Source organism: Janthinobacterium sp. SUN120 (assembly GCF_030397735.1).
GTDB classification, from domain to species: Bacteria; Pseudomonadota; Gammaproteobacteria; order Burkholderiales; family Burkholderiaceae_D; genus Janthinobacterium; species Janthinobacterium kumbetense.
This window is the reverse complement of the sequence record NZ_JAPUBW010000002.1, coordinates 29,775-47,084: the sequence shown is the minus strand read 5'-3', so window position 1 is coordinate 47,084 and position 17,310 is coordinate 29,775. Positions and strand designations below refer to the sequence as shown.

General features: G+C 60.0%; 17 protein-coding genes and 2 pseudogenes. 11 read left to right on the top strand and 8 right to left on the bottom strand.

Features of this window, described 5'->3' with window-relative positions:
- Positions 1–14 precede the first annotated feature (14 nt).
- Complete coding sequence (locus O0879_RS09835; RefSeq protein WP_289916228.1) at positions 15–797, top strand: DUF4349 domain-containing protein; 783 nt, start codon at positions 15–17, stop codon at positions 795–797.
- Positions 798–874: 77 nt separating this feature from the next.
- On the opposite strand, the gene O0879_RS09830 is transcribed toward O0879_RS09835, so the two are convergent.
- Complete coding sequence (locus tag O0879_RS09830; protein WP_289916226.1) at positions 875–1,069, bottom strand: hypothetical protein; 195 nt, start codon at positions 1,067–1,069, stop codon at positions 875–877.
- A 359-nt stretch (positions 1,070–1,428) separates the two neighbouring features.
- Between O0879_RS09830 and urtA the strand changes: the two genes are divergently transcribed.
- From urtA to urtE, 5 genes are all read left to right on the top strand, one after another.
- Positions 1,429–2,682 (top strand): urea ABC transporter substrate-binding protein, encoded by a 1,254-nt coding sequence (gene urtA / locus O0879_RS09825; protein WP_289916224.1) that lies wholly within the window; start codon positions 1,429–1,431, stop codon positions 2,680–2,682.
- Between the two features lie 67 nt (positions 2,683–2,749).
- Positions 2,750–4,351 carry an urea ABC transporter permease subunit UrtB gene (urtB, locus tag O0879_RS09820; RefSeq protein WP_289916222.1) on the top strand — a complete coding sequence of 534 codons (1,602 nt, stop codon included), beginning with the start codon at positions 2,750–2,752 and terminating at the stop codon, positions 4,349–4,351.
- Positions 4,348–5,469: an urea ABC transporter permease subunit UrtC gene (gene urtC / locus O0879_RS09815; protein ID WP_289916220.1), complete on the top strand. Its 1,122-nt coding sequence runs from the start codon at positions 4,348–4,350 to the stop codon at positions 5,467–5,469. Before urtB ends, urtC begins: the two co-directional genes overlap by 4 nt.
- Positions 5,466–6,296: an urea ABC transporter ATP-binding protein UrtD gene (gene urtD, locus O0879_RS09810; protein ID WP_251348099.1), complete on the top strand. Its 831-nt coding sequence runs from the start codon at positions 5,466–5,468 to the stop codon at positions 6,294–6,296. Before urtC ends, urtD begins: the two co-directional genes overlap by 4 nt.
- A gap of 18 nt (positions 6,297–6,314) precedes the next feature.
- Positions 6,315–7,013: an urea ABC transporter ATP-binding subunit UrtE gene (gene urtE / locus O0879_RS09805; protein WP_289904396.1), complete on the top strand. Its 699-nt coding sequence runs from the start codon at positions 6,315–6,317 to the stop codon at positions 7,011–7,013.
- A gap of 2 nt (positions 7,014–7,015) precedes the next feature.
- On the opposite strand, the gene O0879_RS09800 is transcribed toward urtE, so the two are convergent.
- Positions 7,016–7,600, bottom strand: a complete 585-nt coding sequence (locus O0879_RS09800; RefSeq protein WP_289904397.1) for a chromate transporter — start codon at positions 7,598–7,600, stop codon at positions 7,016–7,018.
- Entirely contained in the window at positions 7,597–8,184 is a 588-nt protein-coding gene (locus O0879_RS09795; protein WP_289916218.1) for a chromate transporter, read from the bottom strand. Before O0879_RS09795 ends, O0879_RS09800 begins: the two co-directional genes overlap by 4 nt.
- 219 nt (positions 8,185–8,403) lie before the next feature.
- Between O0879_RS09795 and O0879_RS09790 the strand changes: the two genes are divergently transcribed.
- Positions 8,404–8,625 carry a hypothetical protein gene (locus tag O0879_RS09790; RefSeq protein WP_099667305.1) on the top strand — a complete coding sequence of 74 codons (222 nt, stop codon included), beginning with the start codon at positions 8,404–8,406 and terminating at the stop codon, positions 8,623–8,625.
- A gap of 417 nt (positions 8,626–9,042) precedes the next feature.
- Here O0879_RS09790 and O0879_RS09785 read toward each other — a convergent pair whose 3' ends face one another.
- The 3 genes and pseudogenes from O0879_RS09785 to O0879_RS09775 form a co-directional block, all read right to left on the bottom strand.
- Positions 9,043–9,642 (bottom strand): response regulator, encoded by a 600-nt coding sequence (locus O0879_RS09785; protein ID WP_289916217.1) that lies wholly within the window; start codon positions 9,640–9,642, stop codon positions 9,043–9,045.
- A 362-nt stretch (positions 9,643–10,004) separates the two neighbouring features.
- Positions 10,005–10,148 carry a hypothetical protein gene (locus tag O0879_RS09780; RefSeq protein WP_289916215.1) on the bottom strand — a complete coding sequence of 48 codons (144 nt, stop codon included), beginning with the start codon at positions 10,146–10,148 and terminating at the stop codon, positions 10,005–10,007.
- Between the two features lie 783 nt (positions 10,149–10,931).
- Positions 10,932–11,123: pseudogene (locus tag O0879_RS09775) on the bottom strand (IS5/IS1182 family transposase); the annotation flags it as partial.
- A 514-nt stretch (positions 11,124–11,637) separates the two neighbouring features.
- Between O0879_RS09775 and O0879_RS09770 the strand changes: the two are divergent.
- Positions 11,638–12,036 (top strand): annotated as a pseudogene (locus O0879_RS09770) (IS3 family transposase); the annotation flags it as partial.
- A 74-nt stretch (positions 12,037–12,110) separates the two neighbouring features.
- The gene (locus tag O0879_RS09765) at positions 12,111–12,665 is read left to right on the top strand and encodes a hydrolase (RefSeq protein WP_289916213.1); all 555 of its coding nucleotides are present in this window, start codon (positions 12,111–12,113) and stop codon (positions 12,663–12,665) included.
- 523 nt (positions 12,666–13,188) lie between these two features.
- Here O0879_RS09765 and O0879_RS09760 read toward each other — a convergent pair.
- Both O0879_RS09760 and O0879_RS09755 read right to left on the bottom strand, forming a co-directional pair.
- Complete coding sequence (locus O0879_RS09760) at positions 13,189–13,890, bottom strand: 4'-phosphopantetheinyl transferase superfamily protein (RefSeq protein ID WP_289916211.1); 702 nt, start codon at positions 13,888–13,890, stop codon at positions 13,189–13,191.
- Between the two features lie 376 nt (positions 13,891–14,266).
- The gene (locus O0879_RS09755; protein ID WP_289916209.1) at positions 14,267–15,061 is read right to left on the bottom strand and encodes an alpha/beta fold hydrolase; all 795 of its coding nucleotides are present in this window, start codon (positions 15,059–15,061) and stop codon (positions 14,267–14,269) included.
- A gap of 204 nt (positions 15,062–15,265) precedes the next feature.
- Here O0879_RS09755 and O0879_RS09750 point away from each other — a divergent pair, with 204 nt between their 5' ends.
- Together O0879_RS09750 and O0879_RS09745 are read left to right on the top strand one after the other, a co-directional pair.
- Positions 15,266–16,558, top strand: coding sequence for an HlyD family efflux transporter periplasmic adaptor subunit (locus O0879_RS09750; protein ID WP_289916207.1), 1,293 nt, complete (start codon positions 15,266–15,268; stop codon positions 16,556–16,558).
- Positions 16,559–16,617: 59 nt separating this feature from the next.
- Complete coding sequence (locus tag O0879_RS09745; protein ID WP_289916206.1) at positions 16,618–17,304, top strand: ABC transporter ATP-binding protein; 687 nt, start codon at positions 16,618–16,620, stop codon at positions 17,302–17,304.
- Positions 17,305–17,310: the final 6 nt, after the last annotated feature.

The following is a 17,310-nucleotide window of genomic DNA, read 5'->3' as shown; positions in this document are numbered from 1 at the left end:
CAAAGAAAGAAATCATGAAAAAAATATCCATATGCCTGTTTGGACTGTTGCTGCTGGCCGGCTGCGGCAGCAAGGGCGAGAGCGGCGGGCAATCGAGCGCCGCGCGTCTCGATGGCAAGGAAAAGGGCAGCGAGTTTCTTGCCTATGAGCATAATGTCAGCGTCGATACGCACGAAGCGCAAGTGCGTCCCCTGTATGAAAAAGTGGTCGCCGCCTGCAAGGCCGATACGGAAAACGGCTGCCTGCTGCTCGATTCCAGCGTCGACAGCGGCCGCTACGTGCATGCGCGCATCAGCATGCGCGCCAAGCCGGCCGGCATCAAGAAGCTGGTCGCGCTGGTCGCGGCCGAAGGCGACGTCACCAGCCAGGGCACCAAGGTGGAAGACCTGGGCCGTCCGGTGCTCGACAGCAAGAAACGCCTGGAAATGCTCAAGCAATACCAGGCGCAGCTGCAAGACCTGGAAAAGCGCTCGGGCACCAACGTCGATGCCCTCATCAAGGTGACCAAGGAGCTGGCCACCGTGCAAGTGGAGCTGGAGCAGGCGACGGCCGCCAACGCGCTGTTGATGCAGCGCATCGATACGGACTTGTTGAACGTGGCCATCAGCGCCGAAGGCAAGCAATCGTTCTGGCGGCCCGTCAAGCGCGCGCTGGGCAATTTCACGGAAAACCTGTCGGAAGGCGTGGCCAACGCCATCACGGCCATGGCCTACATCCTGCCGTGGCTGATCGCTTTCGTGCTGCTGTTCCCGCTGGGCCGCAAGGGCTGGCGCCGTTTGCGCGGCATCAAGCGCTAGGCGCGCGCCGCAGACGTGAACAGGGCCTGCGCGCGGCAGGCCCTGGAACGGCGTCACATGCTTGCCGCGCGGCTTGATCAGGCGCTGCGGTTCGCCGGGTTGGCAGACACGACTTCGGCCGCTTTTTTCGGACGTTTCTTGATATTGCTGCCCGTACTGCCTTCATCGTCGACCTTGACCTGGCTCGTGCTTACGCCGCCCGCCGGGGCCGTAGGTGCGGCACATGCGCTCAACAGCAACAGGGCGCACACGCCCGCGATCATATTTTTCATGAGTGAACTACCTAAGTGAGTTAAGTAAAGGGAAAGAAGCAAGTGCCACGCTGATTTCAGTTTACTTACGCCGCCAAGCAATGCGACATAAGAGAGTCACATCTTAGTGCGCTTATCAAGAAAGCTCAATTATTTTTTAGGTAATTACATATTGGCATTTCCTCGCCGTTTTTCCTGGAGAGGGCCCCCCCCCCCCCCGGATTCCCCAGGAAGTAGCGCTGCCGCACCAAAACGGTGGGCCGCGCGCCACCCTTGCCGCCCAGTCCCCGCAACTCCAGGGCAATGTGCCTGGCATGCATTCTGCTTTAACAACATCGCAGGCCCAGCTCGACCCCCACGAACCCATCACAGGAGTCCCCATGTCACGACGCATCATCCTGAAAGCGGCCGCCGCCGGCGCACTGGCCCTGGCCACGTCCACTTATATGCAGGCAGCCCTGGCCGCCGATACGATCAAGGTGGGCATTTTGCACTCCCTGTCGGGCACCATGGCCATTTCCGAAACGTCGCTCAAGGATGTGGCGCTGATGACGATTGCCGAGATCAATGCCAAAGGCGGCGTGCTGGGCAAGAAGCTGGAAGCCGTCGTCGTCGATCCCGCATCGAACTGGCCCTTGTTTGCGGAAAAAGCGCGCCAGCTGGTGGCGCAGGATAAAGTGGCTGTCGTGTTCGGCTGCTGGACGTCCGTGTCGCGCAAGTCGGTGTTGCCTGTGTTCAAGGAACTCAACAGCTTGCTGTTTTACCCGGTGCAATACGAGGGCGAGGAACTGGAAAAGAACGTGTTCTATACGGGCGCCGCGCCGAACCAGCAGGCGATACCCGCCGTGGAATACCTGATGAGCAAGGATGGCGGCGGCGCCAAGCGCTTCGTGCTGCTGGGCACGGATTACGTGTATCCGCGCACCACCAACAAGATCTTGCGCGCCTTCCTGAAAAGCAAAGGTGTCAAGGATAGCGACATCAGCGAGGTCTACACGCCGTTCGGCCACGCCGACTATCAAACCATCGTCGCCAACATCAAGAAGTTTTCCACGGGCGGCAAGACGGCCGTCATTTCCACCATCAATGGCGATTCCAACGTCCCGTTCTACAAGGAACTGGGCAATGCGGGCTTGAAAGCCACGGACGTGCCCGTCGTCGCGTTTTCCGTGGGCGAGGAAGAGTTGCGCGGCATCGATACCAAGCCGCTGCTCGGTCATCTGGCGGCCTGGAATTATTTTGAATCCGTCAAGAATCCCGTCAATACGGCCTTCATCAAGCAGTGGAAGGTGTATGCGGTGGCGCAAAAGCTGCCGAACGCGGGTTCGGTGGTGACGAACGACCCGATGGAAGCGACGTATGTCGGCATCCACATGTGGGCGCAAGCCGTGGAAAAGGCGAAATCGACGGATACGGACAAGGTGATCGCCGCCATGGCCGGCCAGAGCGTCAAGGCGCCGTCGGGCTTTACCCTGACCATGGATGCCACGAATCACCACTTGCACAAGCCCGTGATGATCGGCGAAATCAAGGCTGATGGGCAATTCAATGTCGTGTGGAAAACCAAGGAAGCAATACGCGCCCAGCCGTGGAGCCCGTTTATCAAGGGCAATGAGGGCAAGCAAAAGCTGTAAAAGCCACGCCGGCGCCATCGGGCATGCGTCCGGTGGCGCCGACCATCAACGCTTTCCCGGGATATCAATGAGGCTATTCACATCGCTGCTGGTCTTCGCCTGCCTGTGCCTGTCGTCCATGGCGCAGGCCGCCATCCCTCCCGACCTGCTCAAGCCGCTGGCCGGCGACGATCCCGACGCCCGTGTCGCCGCCGTCGCGCAGATCGCCGCCCTTGCCACGCCCGAGGCCGCCCATGTGCTGCAAGCCTTGCAGGACGACGCGTTATACGCCACACCCGACGGCAAGGTGTATATCGTCGACGGCGAGCAGGCGCTTGACCCGGCGCTCGGCAAGAACGTGCCGCTGCCCGACGGCATCGATGGCGTGATGGTCAACAACCGCTTGCGCTCGGCCGTGGCAGGCGCCTTGTCGGGGCTGAAACTGCTGGCGCCGGAACGTGCCGAACGGCTGGCGGCCGCGCAAGCGTTGCAAAAGGCGGTTGATCCCGCGCAGCTTCCCTTGATCCGCGCGGCGCTGGCGCAGGAAAACGATGCTGAGATCACACAGATATTGCAGGTGCTGATTGCCAGCGCCAACCTGCATGCGCCCGACGTCGCCACGCGCAAGGTCGCCGTGCAGGCGCTGGCCGGCAGCAGCGATGCGCGCCTGCTGCCCGTGCTGCAAGCCATGCTGGAGAAAGGGCCAGATGGCAAGGCCGGAGAGCCGGACGAGGCCGTGCAACTGGCCGCCATCGAGACCATGCGCCAGATCAAGGGACGAGTGGCGCGCATGGAGTTCGCCGGCAATGTGTTTTACGGCATTTCGCTGGGCAGCGTGCTGCTGCTGGCGGCCCTGGGCCTGGCCATCACGTTCGGCTTGATGGGCATCATCAACATGGCGCATGGCGAACTGCTGATGATAGGCGCTTACACGACGTATCTGTGCCAGCTGTTTTTCCGCAACTTCCTGCCCGGCGTGCAGGACTGGTATTTGCTGACCGCCTTGCCTGCCGCTTTTTTCGTCTCCGGCCTGGTGGGCGTAGTGCTGGAACGCACGGTGATCCGCTGGCTGTATGGCCGGCCGCTGGAAACCCTGCTGGCCACCTGGGGCATCAGCCTGATCCTCATGCAGGCGGTGCGCACGATCTTTGGCGCGCAAAACGTGGAAGTGGCCAATCCGGCCTGGATGTCGGGCGGCGTCACCGTGCTGGGCGGCCTCGTGCTGCCGTACAACCGCCTGGCCATCATCGCCTTTGCCATCGTTGTCGTGGTAGCCGTGTGGTTGATCTTGAACAAGACGCGGCTGGGACTGTTCGTGCGGGCCGTCACGCAAAACCGGCGCATGGCCGATTGCGTGGGCGTGGCCACGGGCAAGGTCGACATGCTGACCTTCGGCCTCGGTTCCGGCATCGCGGGGCTCGGCGGCGTGGCCCTGTCGCAGCTGGGGAACGTGGGTCCGGACCTGGGCCAAAGCTACATCGTCGATTCCTTCATGGTGGTGGTGCTCGGCGGCGTGGGCCAGCTGGCCGGCACCGTGATCGCCGCGCTGAGCCTGGGAGAAGTGAACAAATTCCTCGAACCGGTGGCGGGCGCCGTGCTGGCGAAGATCGCCATTTTGATATTCATCATCATTTTCATCCAGCGCCGGCCGCAGGGCCTGTTTGCCATGAAGGGACGCAGCGTCGAATGATTACCTCCCATCAAATCAAGCCTGGCCTGTTCACGCGGCCCGTGTGGCTGGCGATTGCCGCCTGTACAGTACTGGCCGCGTTGTTGCCGATTTTTAACCTGGCGTTTGCCGAAGGGCATGCGCTGCACGTGTCCGCCTATACGGTGGCGCTGGTGGGCAAGTTCATGTGCTACGCGCTGGCCGCGCTGGCGCTGGACCTCGTCTGGGGCTACACGGGCATATTGTCCCTGGGCCACGGCGTATTCTTTGCCCTGGGCGCGTATGCGCACGGCATGTATCTGATGCGCGCCATCGGCGACCAGGGCCAGTACCACAGCAGCTTGCCCGACTTCATGGTCTTTCTCGACTGGAAAACCTACCCCTGGTACTGGGCGTTTACGGAACATTTCTGGTACTGCATGGCCCTCGTCGTACTGGTGCCGGGCGTACTGGCCTTTGTGTTCGGTTACTTTGCGTTTCGCTCGCGCATCAAGGGCGTGTATTTTTCCATCATCACGCAAGCGATGACATATGCCTTCATGCTCTTGTTCTTCCGCAATGACACTGGCTTTGGCGGCAACAACGGTTTCACGGACTTCAAGACGATATTGGGCCACAGCATCACGGCGCCCGCCACGCGGGCCGTGCTGTTCCTGCTGACCCTGGCCTTCCTGCTGGCCGCTTTGGTCGGTGCGCGCGCCATCGTCCGCTCGAAGCTGGGACGGGTGCTGCAGGGCGTGCGCGACAGCGAGGCGCGCTTGATGTTCCTCGGCTACAACCCTCTGTGGTTCAAGCTGTTCGTCTGGACCTTGTCGGCCGTGCTGTGCGGCATCGCTGGCGCCCTGTACGTGCCGCAGGTGGGCATCATCAACCCGTCCGAGATGTCGCCGGCCAACTCCATCGAGATGGTCGTGTGGGTGGCCGTGGGCGGGCGGGGGACTTTGATCGGCCCGATTCTGGGCGCCTTCACCGTCAACGGCTTGAAAAGCTGGTTCACGGCCGCCATGCCGGAACTGTGGCTGTTCGCGCTGGGCTTGCTGTTCATCGTCGTCACCCTGTTCATGCAGCAAGGCATGCTGGGCGTATTGAGCAAGCTCAAACGTAAAAAAGCCGCCGTCGTGGCAGAGGAGGCCGCATGAGCATCCGCATGTTGCCCGGCATGGCCAGCGCAGAAGCGGGCCCCACGTATGCGCGCGTGAAGGGCGAGGGCGTCGACACGACGCATGGCGCCATTTTGTATCTGGAAGATATCAGCGTGTCCTTCGACGGCTTCAAGGCCATCAACAAGCTCAGTCTCGATATTTCCGTGGGCGAATTGCGCTGCATCATCGGGCCTAACGGCGCGGGCAAGACGACGATGATGGATGTCATCACCGGCAAGACGCGGCCCACGTCCGGCACGGCCTGGTTCGGGCAAACCATGAATCTGGCGACCATGACGGAAGCGCAGATCGCCCACGCGGGCATCGGCCGCAAGTTCCAGCGTCCCACCGTGTTCGAGCAGCACACGGTGTTCGACAACCTGGAACTGGCGATGAAGATGGACAAGCGCGTGGCGCCCACCCTGTTTGCGCGCCTCACGTCGGAGCAGGCCGGCAAGATCGAAGCGGTATTGCGCTTGATCCGCCTCAACGGCCACGAAGCGCGGCCGGCCGGTTTGCTGTCGCACGGGCAAAAGCAGTGGCTGGAAATCGGCATGCTCCTGATGCAGGAGCCGCAGTTGATTTTATTGGATGAACCGGTGGCCGGCATGTCGGACGCGGAAACGGCGCGCACGGCGGAATTGCTCAATGAATTACGGGGTAAACATTCGATCATGGTGGTCGAGCACGACATGGGCTTTGTGACGGAAATCGCCCGGCAAGGCATCGTCACCGTGCTGCATGAGGGTTCCGTGCTTGCGCAGGGCCGCATGGACGAGGTGCAAGCCGACGAGCGGGTCATCGAAGTCTATCTGGGAAGGTAATAGGGGGGATCACAGACTATGTTGGAAGTGCAACAGCTAAATCAATACTACGGCTCCTCGCACACCTTGCGCGGCATCAACTTGTCGGCGCGCAAGGGCGAGTGCCTGGCCTTGCTGGGCAGGAATGGCGTGGGCAAGACGACCTTGCTGAAATGCCTGATGGGCGTGCTGCCCGTGGCGCAGGGCCAGGTGGTGTTCCACGGGCGCGATATCACGAAGCTGGCGCCCCATGCGCGGGCCAAGCTGGGCATCGCTTTCGTGCCGCAGGGGCGCGACATCTTTGCGCGCCTGACGGTCGAGGAAAACTTGCTGATGGGCATGGCGGTGAAGCGGGGCAGGCAAGCTGCGCGCATCGATCCCCACGTGTATGAACTGTTTCCGGTATTGAAAGAGATGCTGCAGCGGCGCGGCGGCGATTTGTCTGGCGGGCAACAGCAGCAACTGGCCATCGCCCGCGCCCTGCTGGCCGAACCGCAGCTGATCATCTTCGACGAGCCTACGGAGGGGATTCAGCCGTCCGTCATCAAGGATATCGGCAGGGTCATTTCCTTGCTGAAACAGCGCGGCGACATGGCCATCGTGCTGTGCGAACAGTATTTCGATTTCGCCCGCGAACTGGCCGACGACTTCATCGTCCTGTCGCGCGGCAGTGTCGTGGCCAGCGGCAATGCAGAACAGATGGATGGCGAGGAGGTGAAGCGGCACCTGGCCGTGTGAGGTCAGATGAGTTGGAGCCACCCCAGCACGGCGCCGGCCGCCAGCAGCCACAATAAATGGATCTTCGTGCGCCAGATGATGAGGCCAGCCACGATGGACAGGGTCCACAGGGGCCAGTCGGTGCGCCATTGGTGGTTGGCGCCGCCCAAAATCATGCCCGTGGAAATCAAGAGGGCGACGACGATGGGCGCCATGCCTTGCTTGAAGGCGCGCACGGGGCGCAGGTCGCGGTTGCGGTAGCCCCACTGGGCTGCCACGTAGGTGAGGGTGGTGCTGGGCAGCATGATGCCCACCATCGTGATGAACACGCCAAGCCAGGCGGCCGTGTAGCTGCCCGCATTCATGCCCACGTTCCAGCCCATCAGGGCGACGAACAGCACGTTCGGGCCGGGTGCGGCCTGGGCGATGGCGATCGACTCGTTGAATTGCGCCTGCGTCAGCCAGCCATGCTGCTCGACGAGGAAACGGTGCATTTCGGACGTGGTGGAAATGGCGCCGCCGATCGACATCAGCGACAGCATCAGGTAATGGCCGAACAGGTTCAGCCAGTCGCCCGCGCTCAATACCAGTTGCAGGGGCGGCGTCATGCGGACAGCTTTCGATACGTAAGCAGGCAGCCGATGCTGCCCAGGCCCAGCAGGATGTACAGCAGGGGCCAGCGGAAGATTGCCACCATCAGCACGCCCAGCACGGTGATGGACAAGGTCAGCCACAGGGGCAGCGGATGCTTGGCCAGCGCGGTCGCCAGTTTCACGCCCGTGGCGGCGATCATGCCGGCCGAGACGGCCGCCATGCCGCGCAGGGCGCCCGCCATCTGCGGATTGTCGCCGAAGCGCGTGTACAGCACGCCCAGCACGAGCACGATGACGAGGGGCAAAGTCAGCATGCCGGCCAGCGCCGTCAGCGCGCCTTTCAAGCCGAAATAGCGTCCGCCCACCATCAGGGACAGGTTGACGACATTTGGGCCGGGCATGATTTGCGCCACGGCCCAGTCTTCCAAGAATTCCTCCTGCGTCAGCCAGCGCTTGCGCTCGACCATCTCGCGCTGGATCACGGCCAGCACGCCGCCGAAGCCTTGCAGGGCCAGCCAGGTGAACGAGAAGAACAGGTCGGCAAGCGAGGCGGGCTGGGGGCGGGGGAGGTCGGGCTGGGTGGCGGAGGGGGCAGGCATGGCTGATTATCGCCGTGGCCGCTCGCGCTTGTCCATCGCTTTCGGCTGCGGTTGTGCCTGGAAGAAAAAAACCGTGGCTCATGTTTCCCTGCCATTGACATCGAGAGTTTATCGGCAATACTTTTATCGGCACCATGATCGCTGTCCCTGTCCGCGCTGTCGCGGTTCGCACCGCTACGCCGTCTCCCCCCTCCGTCCCCTTCGCAGGAGTTGTCCATCATGCCTCAATCCACAGAAACGCTGCATATGCCCGTCAAAACCGTGGTGCCGCATGCCCGGGTCGACCAGAAGATGTGCGATATCGTCAATCTGGGCATCGCCGTGCAGGCGGCCTTCAGTACCTTGTGTGCGCTGGAATACCTGAAGTCATACAATGTCGCCCCGGAACTGATCGAGCGCGTGCTGCTGCACCCGGAGCAGCGCCGGCAGACCGTGCATTGAGTATCCGCACAGCAACTGTGTTGCCGGCGGCCGCGATCCGCTGTTGTCGGATTGATCATTACGGCTCAGTTATGCACAAATGATGAGTTAACGAAATTGGCGAAATAATTTTCTTGTGATTATGTGTGAGTTTCTAAGTGGTTGATTTTAATGGGTTTTATTTTTGCTGTTTGATTGAGCAGTTTATTGAAAGCCGCACGGGCTGTGGCTTTGAGGGCTGTCAATAGGCGCTTATCCACAAAGATATCCACAGTCCGTGTGGATATCTGAAAAAGCGCTTAACAATCCGCCACTTAGGAAATCGACGCCGCTCAGCCCATGCAATCGGCGGGCAAGATGGGCCGGAATGGGGCATGCCGCAAGCCTGTATGCCTATCCAGTGCTCTTGTTTTTATGACTGAAAGTAGCGGCGCAGGGTCAGGGTGTGCTGCCGGCCGGCGCCGCTGGCGTGTCGCCGCACTGGGCCAGGGCGGCGGCCAGTTCGGCGACCTGTTGCTGCGCTTCGCGCAAGGTGGCGTAGGTGCGCAGCGAGGCGATCACGGTGGTAAACAACTTGCGCGTGGTGAGGTCGGTCTTGCACCAGAAATCGTTGATGTCGTAGTCGATGATGATGCGGTGTTCCAGCGCCTGGCCGGGCTGGCCCGTGCGCAGGATGATGCGCACGGCGCTGTTGTGCAAGTCTTCGCGCACCTGGCGCGCCACTTGCAGGCCGGCATCCTGGGTTTCCATGATGACATCGAGCAGCACCACGGCGATATCTTGTGTGCCGCGCAGCAAGGCCAGCGCCTCGGCGCCCGAATACGCGTGCAAAAAGCTCAGCCGGCGGCCCTGGAAGCTGGCCTGGCTGAGGGCAAACTTGGTCACCACATGCACGTCGACATCGTCATCGACGATCAGCACGCGCCAAGGCGCCGCGTTGGCGGGTTCCGCCGCCGCTTCTGCCCGTTCCAGCGGTTCGTCGACCAGCCAGTCGGGTTCGTCCGCCCCCTTGGCGGAATTATCGCTATCCATATTCATGCGTTTATCCACCGTTGATCGTCGTCGCTACTCCACACTATGCCAGTCTGCGGGGTTTGTCAAAACAATGCTGTTCAAGCAAGACGGCCTGGACCGGGGATTGCCAATGCGCCGCAAAATATATTTTCATGGTGGTCGAGTAAGTTTGTTCTAGCGCAAACTCCTGATTGCAAGTCATTGATTTCATTGGGGTAAAAAATTGCCTGTGAAATCAGCAAATTGTTGAAACCCGCATCAATACTGGTGTTGCGGCTTGTCAAGAGGGGCTTATCAACAACTTTATCCACAGTTGCTGTGGATATCTAAAAAAGCCGTGCAAAAACCGGGGCTTAGCGCCCGTTCGTGCGGCTGGGGGCAAGCATTCATGCGGCGAGCCCGAGGCCGCCCAACTGGGTGAACGCCTGCAGGAAGCGCTGCTTGGCTTCGGCCGGACCCATGGCCTCGATTATACCGGGCAAGGGGGCGATGCCGTCAAGGTAAGCCCAGCGCTCGGCCGAGTGCGGCATCAGGTCGCGCTTTTCCGTGGCCAGCGCGATCAGGTCGGCCCGCTTGATGGGTGCGTAATCGGAAAAGTCCAGGCCATAGGTGGCGGCGATGATTTAGGTTCATAAAGGTACGCTAATTGCATTATCAGTGCTATGTGTAGTGCGAGCCCGCTGCCCGTATCTTCTGGTAAAACGATCCGTCATCGTTTGAGCTGGGGGGGGCAGATAGTCCAATAACGCGTTATGACCATCGGCATGGTCAGGGTGAGAAGCGAGCCGCGAAAAACCCGTGCGTATGTTGAACGGCGAACGGTTGAAGGCATGTCCAGCAAGGAAGCACATCGCTGCCTGAAGCGATATATCGTTAGGGAACTTTAGTTGTTAAGGCGCACCAGCATCACATGCCGTCATCTGCTTTCCTTCATATAACGATTTGCCAAATTCTCTCGCCAAAAATGACCGCACGGAAGTCTGCTCGCTTTTGCGCCCAGCGATGTTTCAGCCGGTATCTACACTATTACAGAGTGGCTTTCGATTTTTCCGCATTCCTATACCCGCAGCACCAACAGCGTCCCTCGCGGTTCACTTGCCGTTGCCGGCAGCACTACGGGCTTACCCTGTTCCGCCTGAATTTCAGAGCGAGTCGGACCCTTCCTATCCGCCGGCGGTGTCCTGTCCACGATGGCCCAGCTCACAGAGGCCATCCCTACCGCGTACCGTTATGGTTCAAGCCTGTCAGCACATTTGACTTGTACAATGATGACGACGTTTATCGAAAGCTCACATATGTTGGTCGTGTTCGTTCACGTACATGCGCAGCATGCGCGCCAGCCCAATCGGTGGCCGACCGGCCCCTTCGACCTTCGGATAGAACGGCCCGATCAGTTTGTGCAGCATGCCCCACGGCGTCACGCTGTCGATCTCGGCCAGGAAACGGTCGCGCCGCGTCAACTTCTTCTTGGCGGCGTATTCAAGGTCGGAGAAGCTCTTTTGCATGATCGATGGCGGACAGTAGCGATACAGATATTGTTTCAGGTCGGACCGCAGTGGAGAACGGTCCGCGATAAATTAATCAGTGTTTCCCTAAACTTGGCTATCAGTCATTAATCTGGAATCTCGAAAATTGGGAACGTGAGCATCATTAGAAAAAGAACGCTGCATAAAATATACTTGATGGACGGTGAAATATCGAGGGAGCTTCAATATGCATGTGACCAATGATGGAATTCAGGGTCGTGCGCATCTGAACCTGTTGGGCGGGGCATTCTAGTTGTAAAAGATATTTTGTCAATTGAGGTTTGTAAAAGAATTGCTTAGTTACCAGTCCGGGGTAGTTAGACCTCTGCTCTGCCGGCATCCTGGGCTTTCTCGTGGTCGCTAAAATCAATTGGTAGTTGACGTTCCGCTAGCAGACTGAGAGACTTGAAAACTGCCCAATTGAATAGCCAGTTCGATTCCTTGCTGCTATTACTGAGTATTCTCAACAATCTAAGGCTCGCTGCGTATTCTAGCGATGCGCATCGACTTTGTTCTTGATGCCATGGAGCCGGCACTGTACGCTCGCCAGCCTAATGTGACGATGCCCTGATTCATCACAGCGACCTGGGTTCGCAATACGTTTCTATCCGTTACCGCGAGCGCCTGTCCGAAGCCTGCGATGCCCTCAGTGGGCAGCAAAGGCGACAGCTTCGACAATGCACTGGCTGAGACCATCAATAGTTTGTACAAAGAGGAGCTGATACCTCGCCGAGCTCCTTGGAAGACGCACGAGGCCGTCGAACTGGCAACGCTAGAATGGGTATCCTGGTTCAGCCATTACCGGCTACTCGAACCACTTGGCTTTATGCCACCGGCCGAAGCAGAGGCAAACTACTACCGACACCTTTCCAAGCAGGCCGTCTTGACCTGACTCACACTAAACGGCCTCCTAAAATTCCGGGGCGATTCACTTCTAGAAGTCAAACCTAGGACTATAATTGTACGATGGAATTCGACCTTTTAAATAAGCCAGACGGCCGTACATCGATTTTGTTTCCTTCCGGATTCGTGCTAGATCTACTCGCTCCGGATGCGACTGGCCTGCCAATCAATGATATAGCTCTTTGTTTAGCATCACAACCTCGCTGGGGCGGTGCAGCAAGACCGTGGTATTCGGTCGCCGAGCATTCGGTCATGGTCTCGCGCCTCGTGCCGTCGAGTTTGGCGTATGCGGCCCTTTTGCACGATTGCGAGGAGTTTCTCGGTGACTGGCCATCGCCTGTTAAAGTTATGCTAGGTCGAGATTATGTAAGGGAGCGCTTGCATCCGGTAAAGGATGCATTGCGGCGCAGATTTGGTTTCCAGGATGATCACCCTGAGATAAAGCACGCTGATCTGGTATGCATGGCGACTGAACTGCGGGATCTGTTGCCACCTGCTTGGATGGAATGGGGACATCTTCCAGCGCCGCATTGCGCCAAGATAGTTCCTGTCGGCCCTGAGCGTGCTTATACTTTATTCCTGGAGCGTTTTGATGAATTGAAGCATTTGGCATTCTAGTTACCAGGGCAGACAGGGAGGTGAAGGTTGATCCTTGTTCATTTCAAGAGGCGGCGTAAACGTGACGTTAGTACCGTCATTGACTTTTTCATCTTCCGTTAGTTGGCCTGCGCGCGAATGCCACGTTATAGATCGATGATTTTCCGCAGTAGTTTCAGAGTGTTGCGCTGGTGCCGATTTGTTGCTCTACCCGTACAATCAGCAAACGTAGACCCAGTGCAGGATCTGAAGCTCTGTATATGGATCAGTTAAAATCTGCAGGTTGATTCAAATCGCCCCCAGCGCCAACACAATGAGGGCGCTCTGAAGTTGTGAGAAACCGAAGACGCCTCCGGAAGAAACGTTTGTTCAAGTGCCTTTTGGGGCAAATCTTTGTCCAGCACATTTTCATCGGTGCTCGAACGTTGCCCCAGTGATTGCATGTGTTAAACGCAAGTTGTCGTCCACCGTTTCCCCGACGCTGGAAGCAATATTGAGCTAGATGACTTGAGAATCGTTGACCTGAGGCACCATTGCGTGTGGGTCAGCGCGGCGATAGGCGGGCGTACAGTGTACAAATGGTGTCCGGTTCGAGCCACTGCAAATGGATTGGATGGCGGGCGCCTGCGCGTAAGCCCTCGCACAAATCCTGCCGCTGTTCCAGCTCGATCACTCCCCGTGCCATGTCGAGCGTTCGCACACTGACGGCGTCGAAATCGAAGTAGCGGCCTACGTCAGAATAACTAGCCTTGAAAAAACTTTCTTTGGCAGAAAATGCGGCTGTGATCAGTAACGGCAGTGTCACGTGGGTAGACAAATTTTGCAATAAGTCCAACTCGGCGCCGGATAACACGGTACTGACCAGTGCCTCAAGCGCATCCCTCGATGGAACGGTTTCAATGTCGATACCGATACCCACATACTCAGTGGCTGGAGCGATGATGGCGGCGGCAAACTTGGCGTCGTGGGTGATACTCCCGACAATCCCATTTGGCCAGATCGGCGCCCGCCCTTTCCCGTTATATATGGGCGTTGCCGGCAACGCTGCCATCCTGAGGGCCTGTTGTGCACACAGCCTGCCAAAAAAATATTCCCTCTGGCGCTTTGGTACGCTGCGGGCGATGCTGTCCGGGCGATCTATGCCAGCCTGCTGAAACCAGTCGGTGTGGAAAGGCGCGACGTCCAGACGTATCATCCGTGCCGTAAATGATGGCCAAGGCATGTTCGTGCGGAGGGGGAGAGCCATGCTTTCCATTTGCCAAGCGATGTCACTAGTCTCACATGCCGTCATTCCTGTCCTTTGCTTACCTAGTGAGGCACTAGATAATAGCGCATCAGCTTACCGTACGCCAGATGTTGGGGCGGGGGGGGGGGGCTCATGTGCATCAGCTCGATGGTCCGGCGCCCATGTCATTCGCTGACCAGTTTTATACGTTGGCAGGACAAGTCCGTCCCGTATGAACCGGCGTCATGCTCAGTACGAAAATCCGTACTGGGCTGAACAACGCGACAGACCTCCAGGGCGGTGCGAAACGGTCGGCGACCAGGTGGTAGACAATCGGATTGTTGGAAAAGAGCATGCTCATGGTTGTGCTGCGGCAAAAAGAGGGCTCGGGCGGGTCTCAGCCATGGCGGTAGCGCGGCTCGCTGCGCAAGCTGGGTGCGATGATCATCTGCAACTGTGCCATTAACTGGTCGGTCGCCGAGTTAATGAAAAAGTGCCCGCCGTCGAACCACGCCAGTTCGCCGCCGACGCTGGAGTCGCTGAACCAGTCTTCATACTGGGCCACGTCGTCGAACTCGTCGTCGCGGCCGGCAAACACCGTAATGGGCACGGGCAGCGGCGCGCGTGGCGTGTCGGCGTAGTCGCTGGCCATACGGAAGTCGGCGCGCACGATCGGTAGCAACAACTCCAGCAGGCCAGGGTTGGCCAGCACCTGGGGCGGGGTGCCGTCATAGCGTTCGAGCTCGCTCACCAGCGCGGCGTCGTCGAGCAGGTGCAACTGGCGCTTGGGATTGCGCGCGCGCGGCCCGTGGGCGCCGGACACGATCAGCTGGCGCGGAAGCGCACCGCCGCGCTCCCGCAGGTAGTGACTCACTTCATAGGCGAGCAAGGCGCCCAGGCTGTGGCCAAAGAAGGCGAACGGCAGGTCCGGCAATGCGGCGATGGCCTGGGCAATGGCCGGCACCGCCTCATCAATGTGCTGCAGTAGCGGCTCGGCAAACCGCGCGCCCCGGCCGGGCAGCTGGATGGCGCACACCTCGATGTCCGGCCCCAGTGCGCCCTGCCAGGGTAGGTAGACGGCAGCGTTGCCGCCCGCGTAGCAAAAGCAGAACAGGCGCAGCGCAGCCGGCGGCCCGGCGCGCCGCAGTATCCAGCGCTGGGCGCCGGCGGAAGACAAGGTCATTGAGGTCATGTGGCCTGAACGAAGTGGATGAGGTTGACGAAGTTGACTACGCCTTGAATTATAAGTTAATCTATCCTTTTTACAACAATTGGCAAATGTTTATGTCCAGTCTGATGAAACGAATGCGTTTTTCCGTCGGCACATCCCAGCCGTTTTGGCATCGCGCCGTGCGCCTTGCTTGTGCGGCCGGCCGGTCCCTGACGGCCGCTGCCGATGGCGCTTAAGATCGCGCCTCCCGAGGAGCGCGTCACCGGCGCTGCGATGGACCAGCCGCTGCCCAAGCGGCGTGGAAAATACCTGGCCCTGTCGCTTGGCGCGCTGGCGCTGGCCAGCGGTGTGGCCGCCGCCATCTGGCAGCTGGCGCCGAACGGTCTGCAGGTGGCCGAAGGCAGCGTCCGCACCGCCACAGCCCAGCAGGGTATGTTGCGCAACGACATCGTAGTGCGTGCGACGGCGGCGCCGCTGCACACCACCATGCTTGACGCCACCGAGTCGGGCCGCGTCGAGGAAGTGTTGGCCGGCGACGGCACCGTGGTCAAAAAAGGCGAGCTTCTGTTCCGCCTGTCCAATTCGCAGCGGCGCCTTGAGCTGGTCGCGCGCGAGGCGGACCGCGCCCAGCAAATTTCCAACCTGTCCAATTTGCGCGTAGCGCTTGAGGCGAGTCAGACGGAGCACCAGCGGCGCCTGCTCGACATCAACTTCGCCCTAGCGCAGGCCCAGCGGCTGCACACGCGCAACCAGTCGCTTGCCGAAAAAAACTTCATCTCCGCCTCGACGCTGGAGGAATCGCGGGACCAGCTGGCGCTGCAGCAGCATTCCCTCGACGACGAAAAGCAGCGCGTCGCCATCGAGATGCGCATCAAGCGCGACGGCGTCCAGCAAATGGAGCAGGCCATCGGCCGGCTCGACGCCGGCCTCCGGGTGGTGAACGAGTCGATCGAGGCGCTGGCCGTGCGCGCGCCGGTCACCGGCCGGCTCACCGACTTCCGCCTGCAACTCGGCGAAATCGTCAAGCCCGACCAGCACATCGGACGCATCGACGATCCCAGCCAGTTCAAGCTCACGGCCCAGATCGACGAGTATTACCTGGGCAGCGTGTCGGTCGGCAAACCGGGCCGTGTCCAAGTCAGCGGCCGCGACTACGCGGTGCGCATCCGCGGCGTCTTCCCGCAGATCAAGGATGGCAGGTTCTCGGTCGAGCTGGTGTTCACCGGCGAGGTGCCCGACGTGATGAACCCCGGTCAGAGCGTCGAAACGCGGATCACTCTGGGCCAGACCAGCCCCGGACTGATCCTGCCCAACGATGCCTACCTGAACGACAGTGGCGGCAGCTGGGTGTTCGTGCTGGCCGCTGATGGCAGGAGTGCCGAACGGCGCGCGATCCGCATCGGCCGTCGCAACAACAGCCAGGTGGAGGTGGCGGCCGGCCTGGCGCCCGGCGAGCGCGTCATCGTCTCATCCTACGCCCCGTACGGCAAGGCCGAAACACTGCAACTGGCCAAGTAGACTTTCCCTGCGCTTTTTTCACCAACCCAAGCTCAACCCGATCAATAGAGAGAGGCATCATGCTCAAGTTCGTAAATACCAATAAGAAATTTGTAGGTGGAGAAGTCGTCACGACGGCATTGAGCAGGATCAGCCTGGAGATCAAGTCTGGCGAATACATTGCCATCACGGGGCCGTCCGGCTGCGGCAAATCGACCCTGCTGTCCATCCTCGGCATGCTCGACAGCCCAGACGACGGCGAGTACTGGTTCGACGGCCAGAATGTGGCCGGCTGGAGCGAGGTGAAACTGAACGAACTGCGGCGCGGCCGGATCGGCTTCATCTTCCAGAGCTTCAACCTGATCGAAGAACTGACGGTCGAAGAGAACGTCGGACTGGCGCTTGAGTACAGCAATGTGCCGGCCAGGCAGCGCCGCGAGCGCGTCGCGCAATTGCTCGACAAGCTGGGGGTGGCGCACCGCGCCAAGCACCGCCCTTCGCAGCTGTCGGGCGGCCAGCAGCAGCGCGTTGCTATTGCGCGCGCCCTGGTCACCAAGCCTGCCGTGCTGCTGGCCGACGAACCGACCGGTAACCTCGATTCCGTCCACGGCGAAGAGGTCATGCGCATCCTCGAACAGATCAACGGCGAGGGCACCACCATCGTGATGGTCACTCACTCGCCGTCGCACGCCGCGCGCGCCGCGCGCATCGTGCGTCTGCTCGACGGTGCGCTGGTCGCCGAGCCGGTCCCAGCCGTCGCTGCCTGATCCCGG

What these genes read in the sequence shown, in the direction of transcription:
- O0879_RS09835 (WP_289916228.1), top strand. Translation starts at nt 15, where the DNA reads ATGAAAAAAATATCCATATGCCTGTTTGGACTGTTGCTGCTGGCCGGC.
- O0879_RS09830 (WP_289916226.1), bottom strand. Translation starts at nt 1,069, where the DNA reads ATGAAAAATATGATCGCGGGCGTGTGCGCCCTGTTGCTGTTGAGCGCA.
- urtA (WP_289916224.1), top strand. Translation starts at nt 1,429, where the DNA reads ATGTCACGACGCATCATCCTGAAAGCGGCCGCCGCCGGCGCACTGGCC.
- urtB (WP_289916222.1), top strand. Translation starts at nt 2,750, where the DNA reads ATGAGGCTATTCACATCGCTGCTGGTCTTCGCCTGCCTGTGCCTGTCG.
- urtC (WP_289916220.1), top strand. Translation starts at nt 4,348, where the DNA reads ATGATTACCTCCCATCAAATCAAGCCTGGCCTGTTCACGCGGCCCGTG.
- urtD (WP_251348099.1), top strand. Translation starts at nt 5,466, where the DNA reads ATGAGCATCCGCATGTTGCCCGGCATGGCCAGCGCAGAAGCGGGCCCC.
- urtE (WP_289904396.1), top strand. Translation starts at nt 6,315, where the DNA reads ATGTTGGAAGTGCAACAGCTAAATCAATACTACGGCTCCTCGCACACC.
- O0879_RS09800 (WP_289904397.1), bottom strand. Translation starts at nt 7,600, where the DNA reads ATGACGCCGCCCCTGCAACTGGTATTGAGCGCGGGCGACTGGCTGAAC.
- O0879_RS09795 (WP_289916218.1), bottom strand. Translation starts at nt 8,184, where the DNA reads ATGCCTGCCCCCTCCGCCACCCAGCCCGACCTCCCCCGCCCCCAGCCC.
- O0879_RS09790 (WP_099667305.1), top strand. Translation starts at nt 8,404, where the DNA reads ATGCCTCAATCCACAGAAACGCTGCATATGCCCGTCAAAACCGTGGTG.
- O0879_RS09785 (WP_289916217.1), bottom strand. Translation starts at nt 9,642, where the DNA reads ATGAATATGGATAGCGATAATTCCGCCAAGGGGGCGGACGAACCCGAC.
- O0879_RS09780 (WP_289916215.1), bottom strand. Translation starts at nt 10,148, where the DNA reads ATGCCGCACTCGGCCGAGCGCTGGGCTTACCTTGACGGCATCGCCCCC.
- O0879_RS09765 (WP_289916213.1), top strand. Translation starts at nt 12,111, where the DNA reads ATGGAATTCGACCTTTTAAATAAGCCAGACGGCCGTACATCGATTTTG.
- O0879_RS09760 (WP_289916211.1), bottom strand. Translation starts at nt 13,890, where the DNA reads ATGGCTCTCCCCCTCCGCACGAACATGCCTTGGCCATCATTTACGGCA.
- O0879_RS09755 (WP_289916209.1), bottom strand. Translation starts at nt 15,061, where the DNA reads ATGACCTCAATGACCTTGTCTTCCGCCGGCGCCCAGCGCTGGATACTG.
- O0879_RS09750 (WP_289916207.1), top strand. Translation starts at nt 15,266, where the DNA reads ATGGCGCTTAAGATCGCGCCTCCCGAGGAGCGCGTCACCGGCGCTGCG.
- O0879_RS09745 (WP_289916206.1), top strand. Translation starts at nt 16,618, where the DNA reads ATGCTCAAGTTCGTAAATACCAATAAGAAATTTGTAGGTGGAGAAGTC.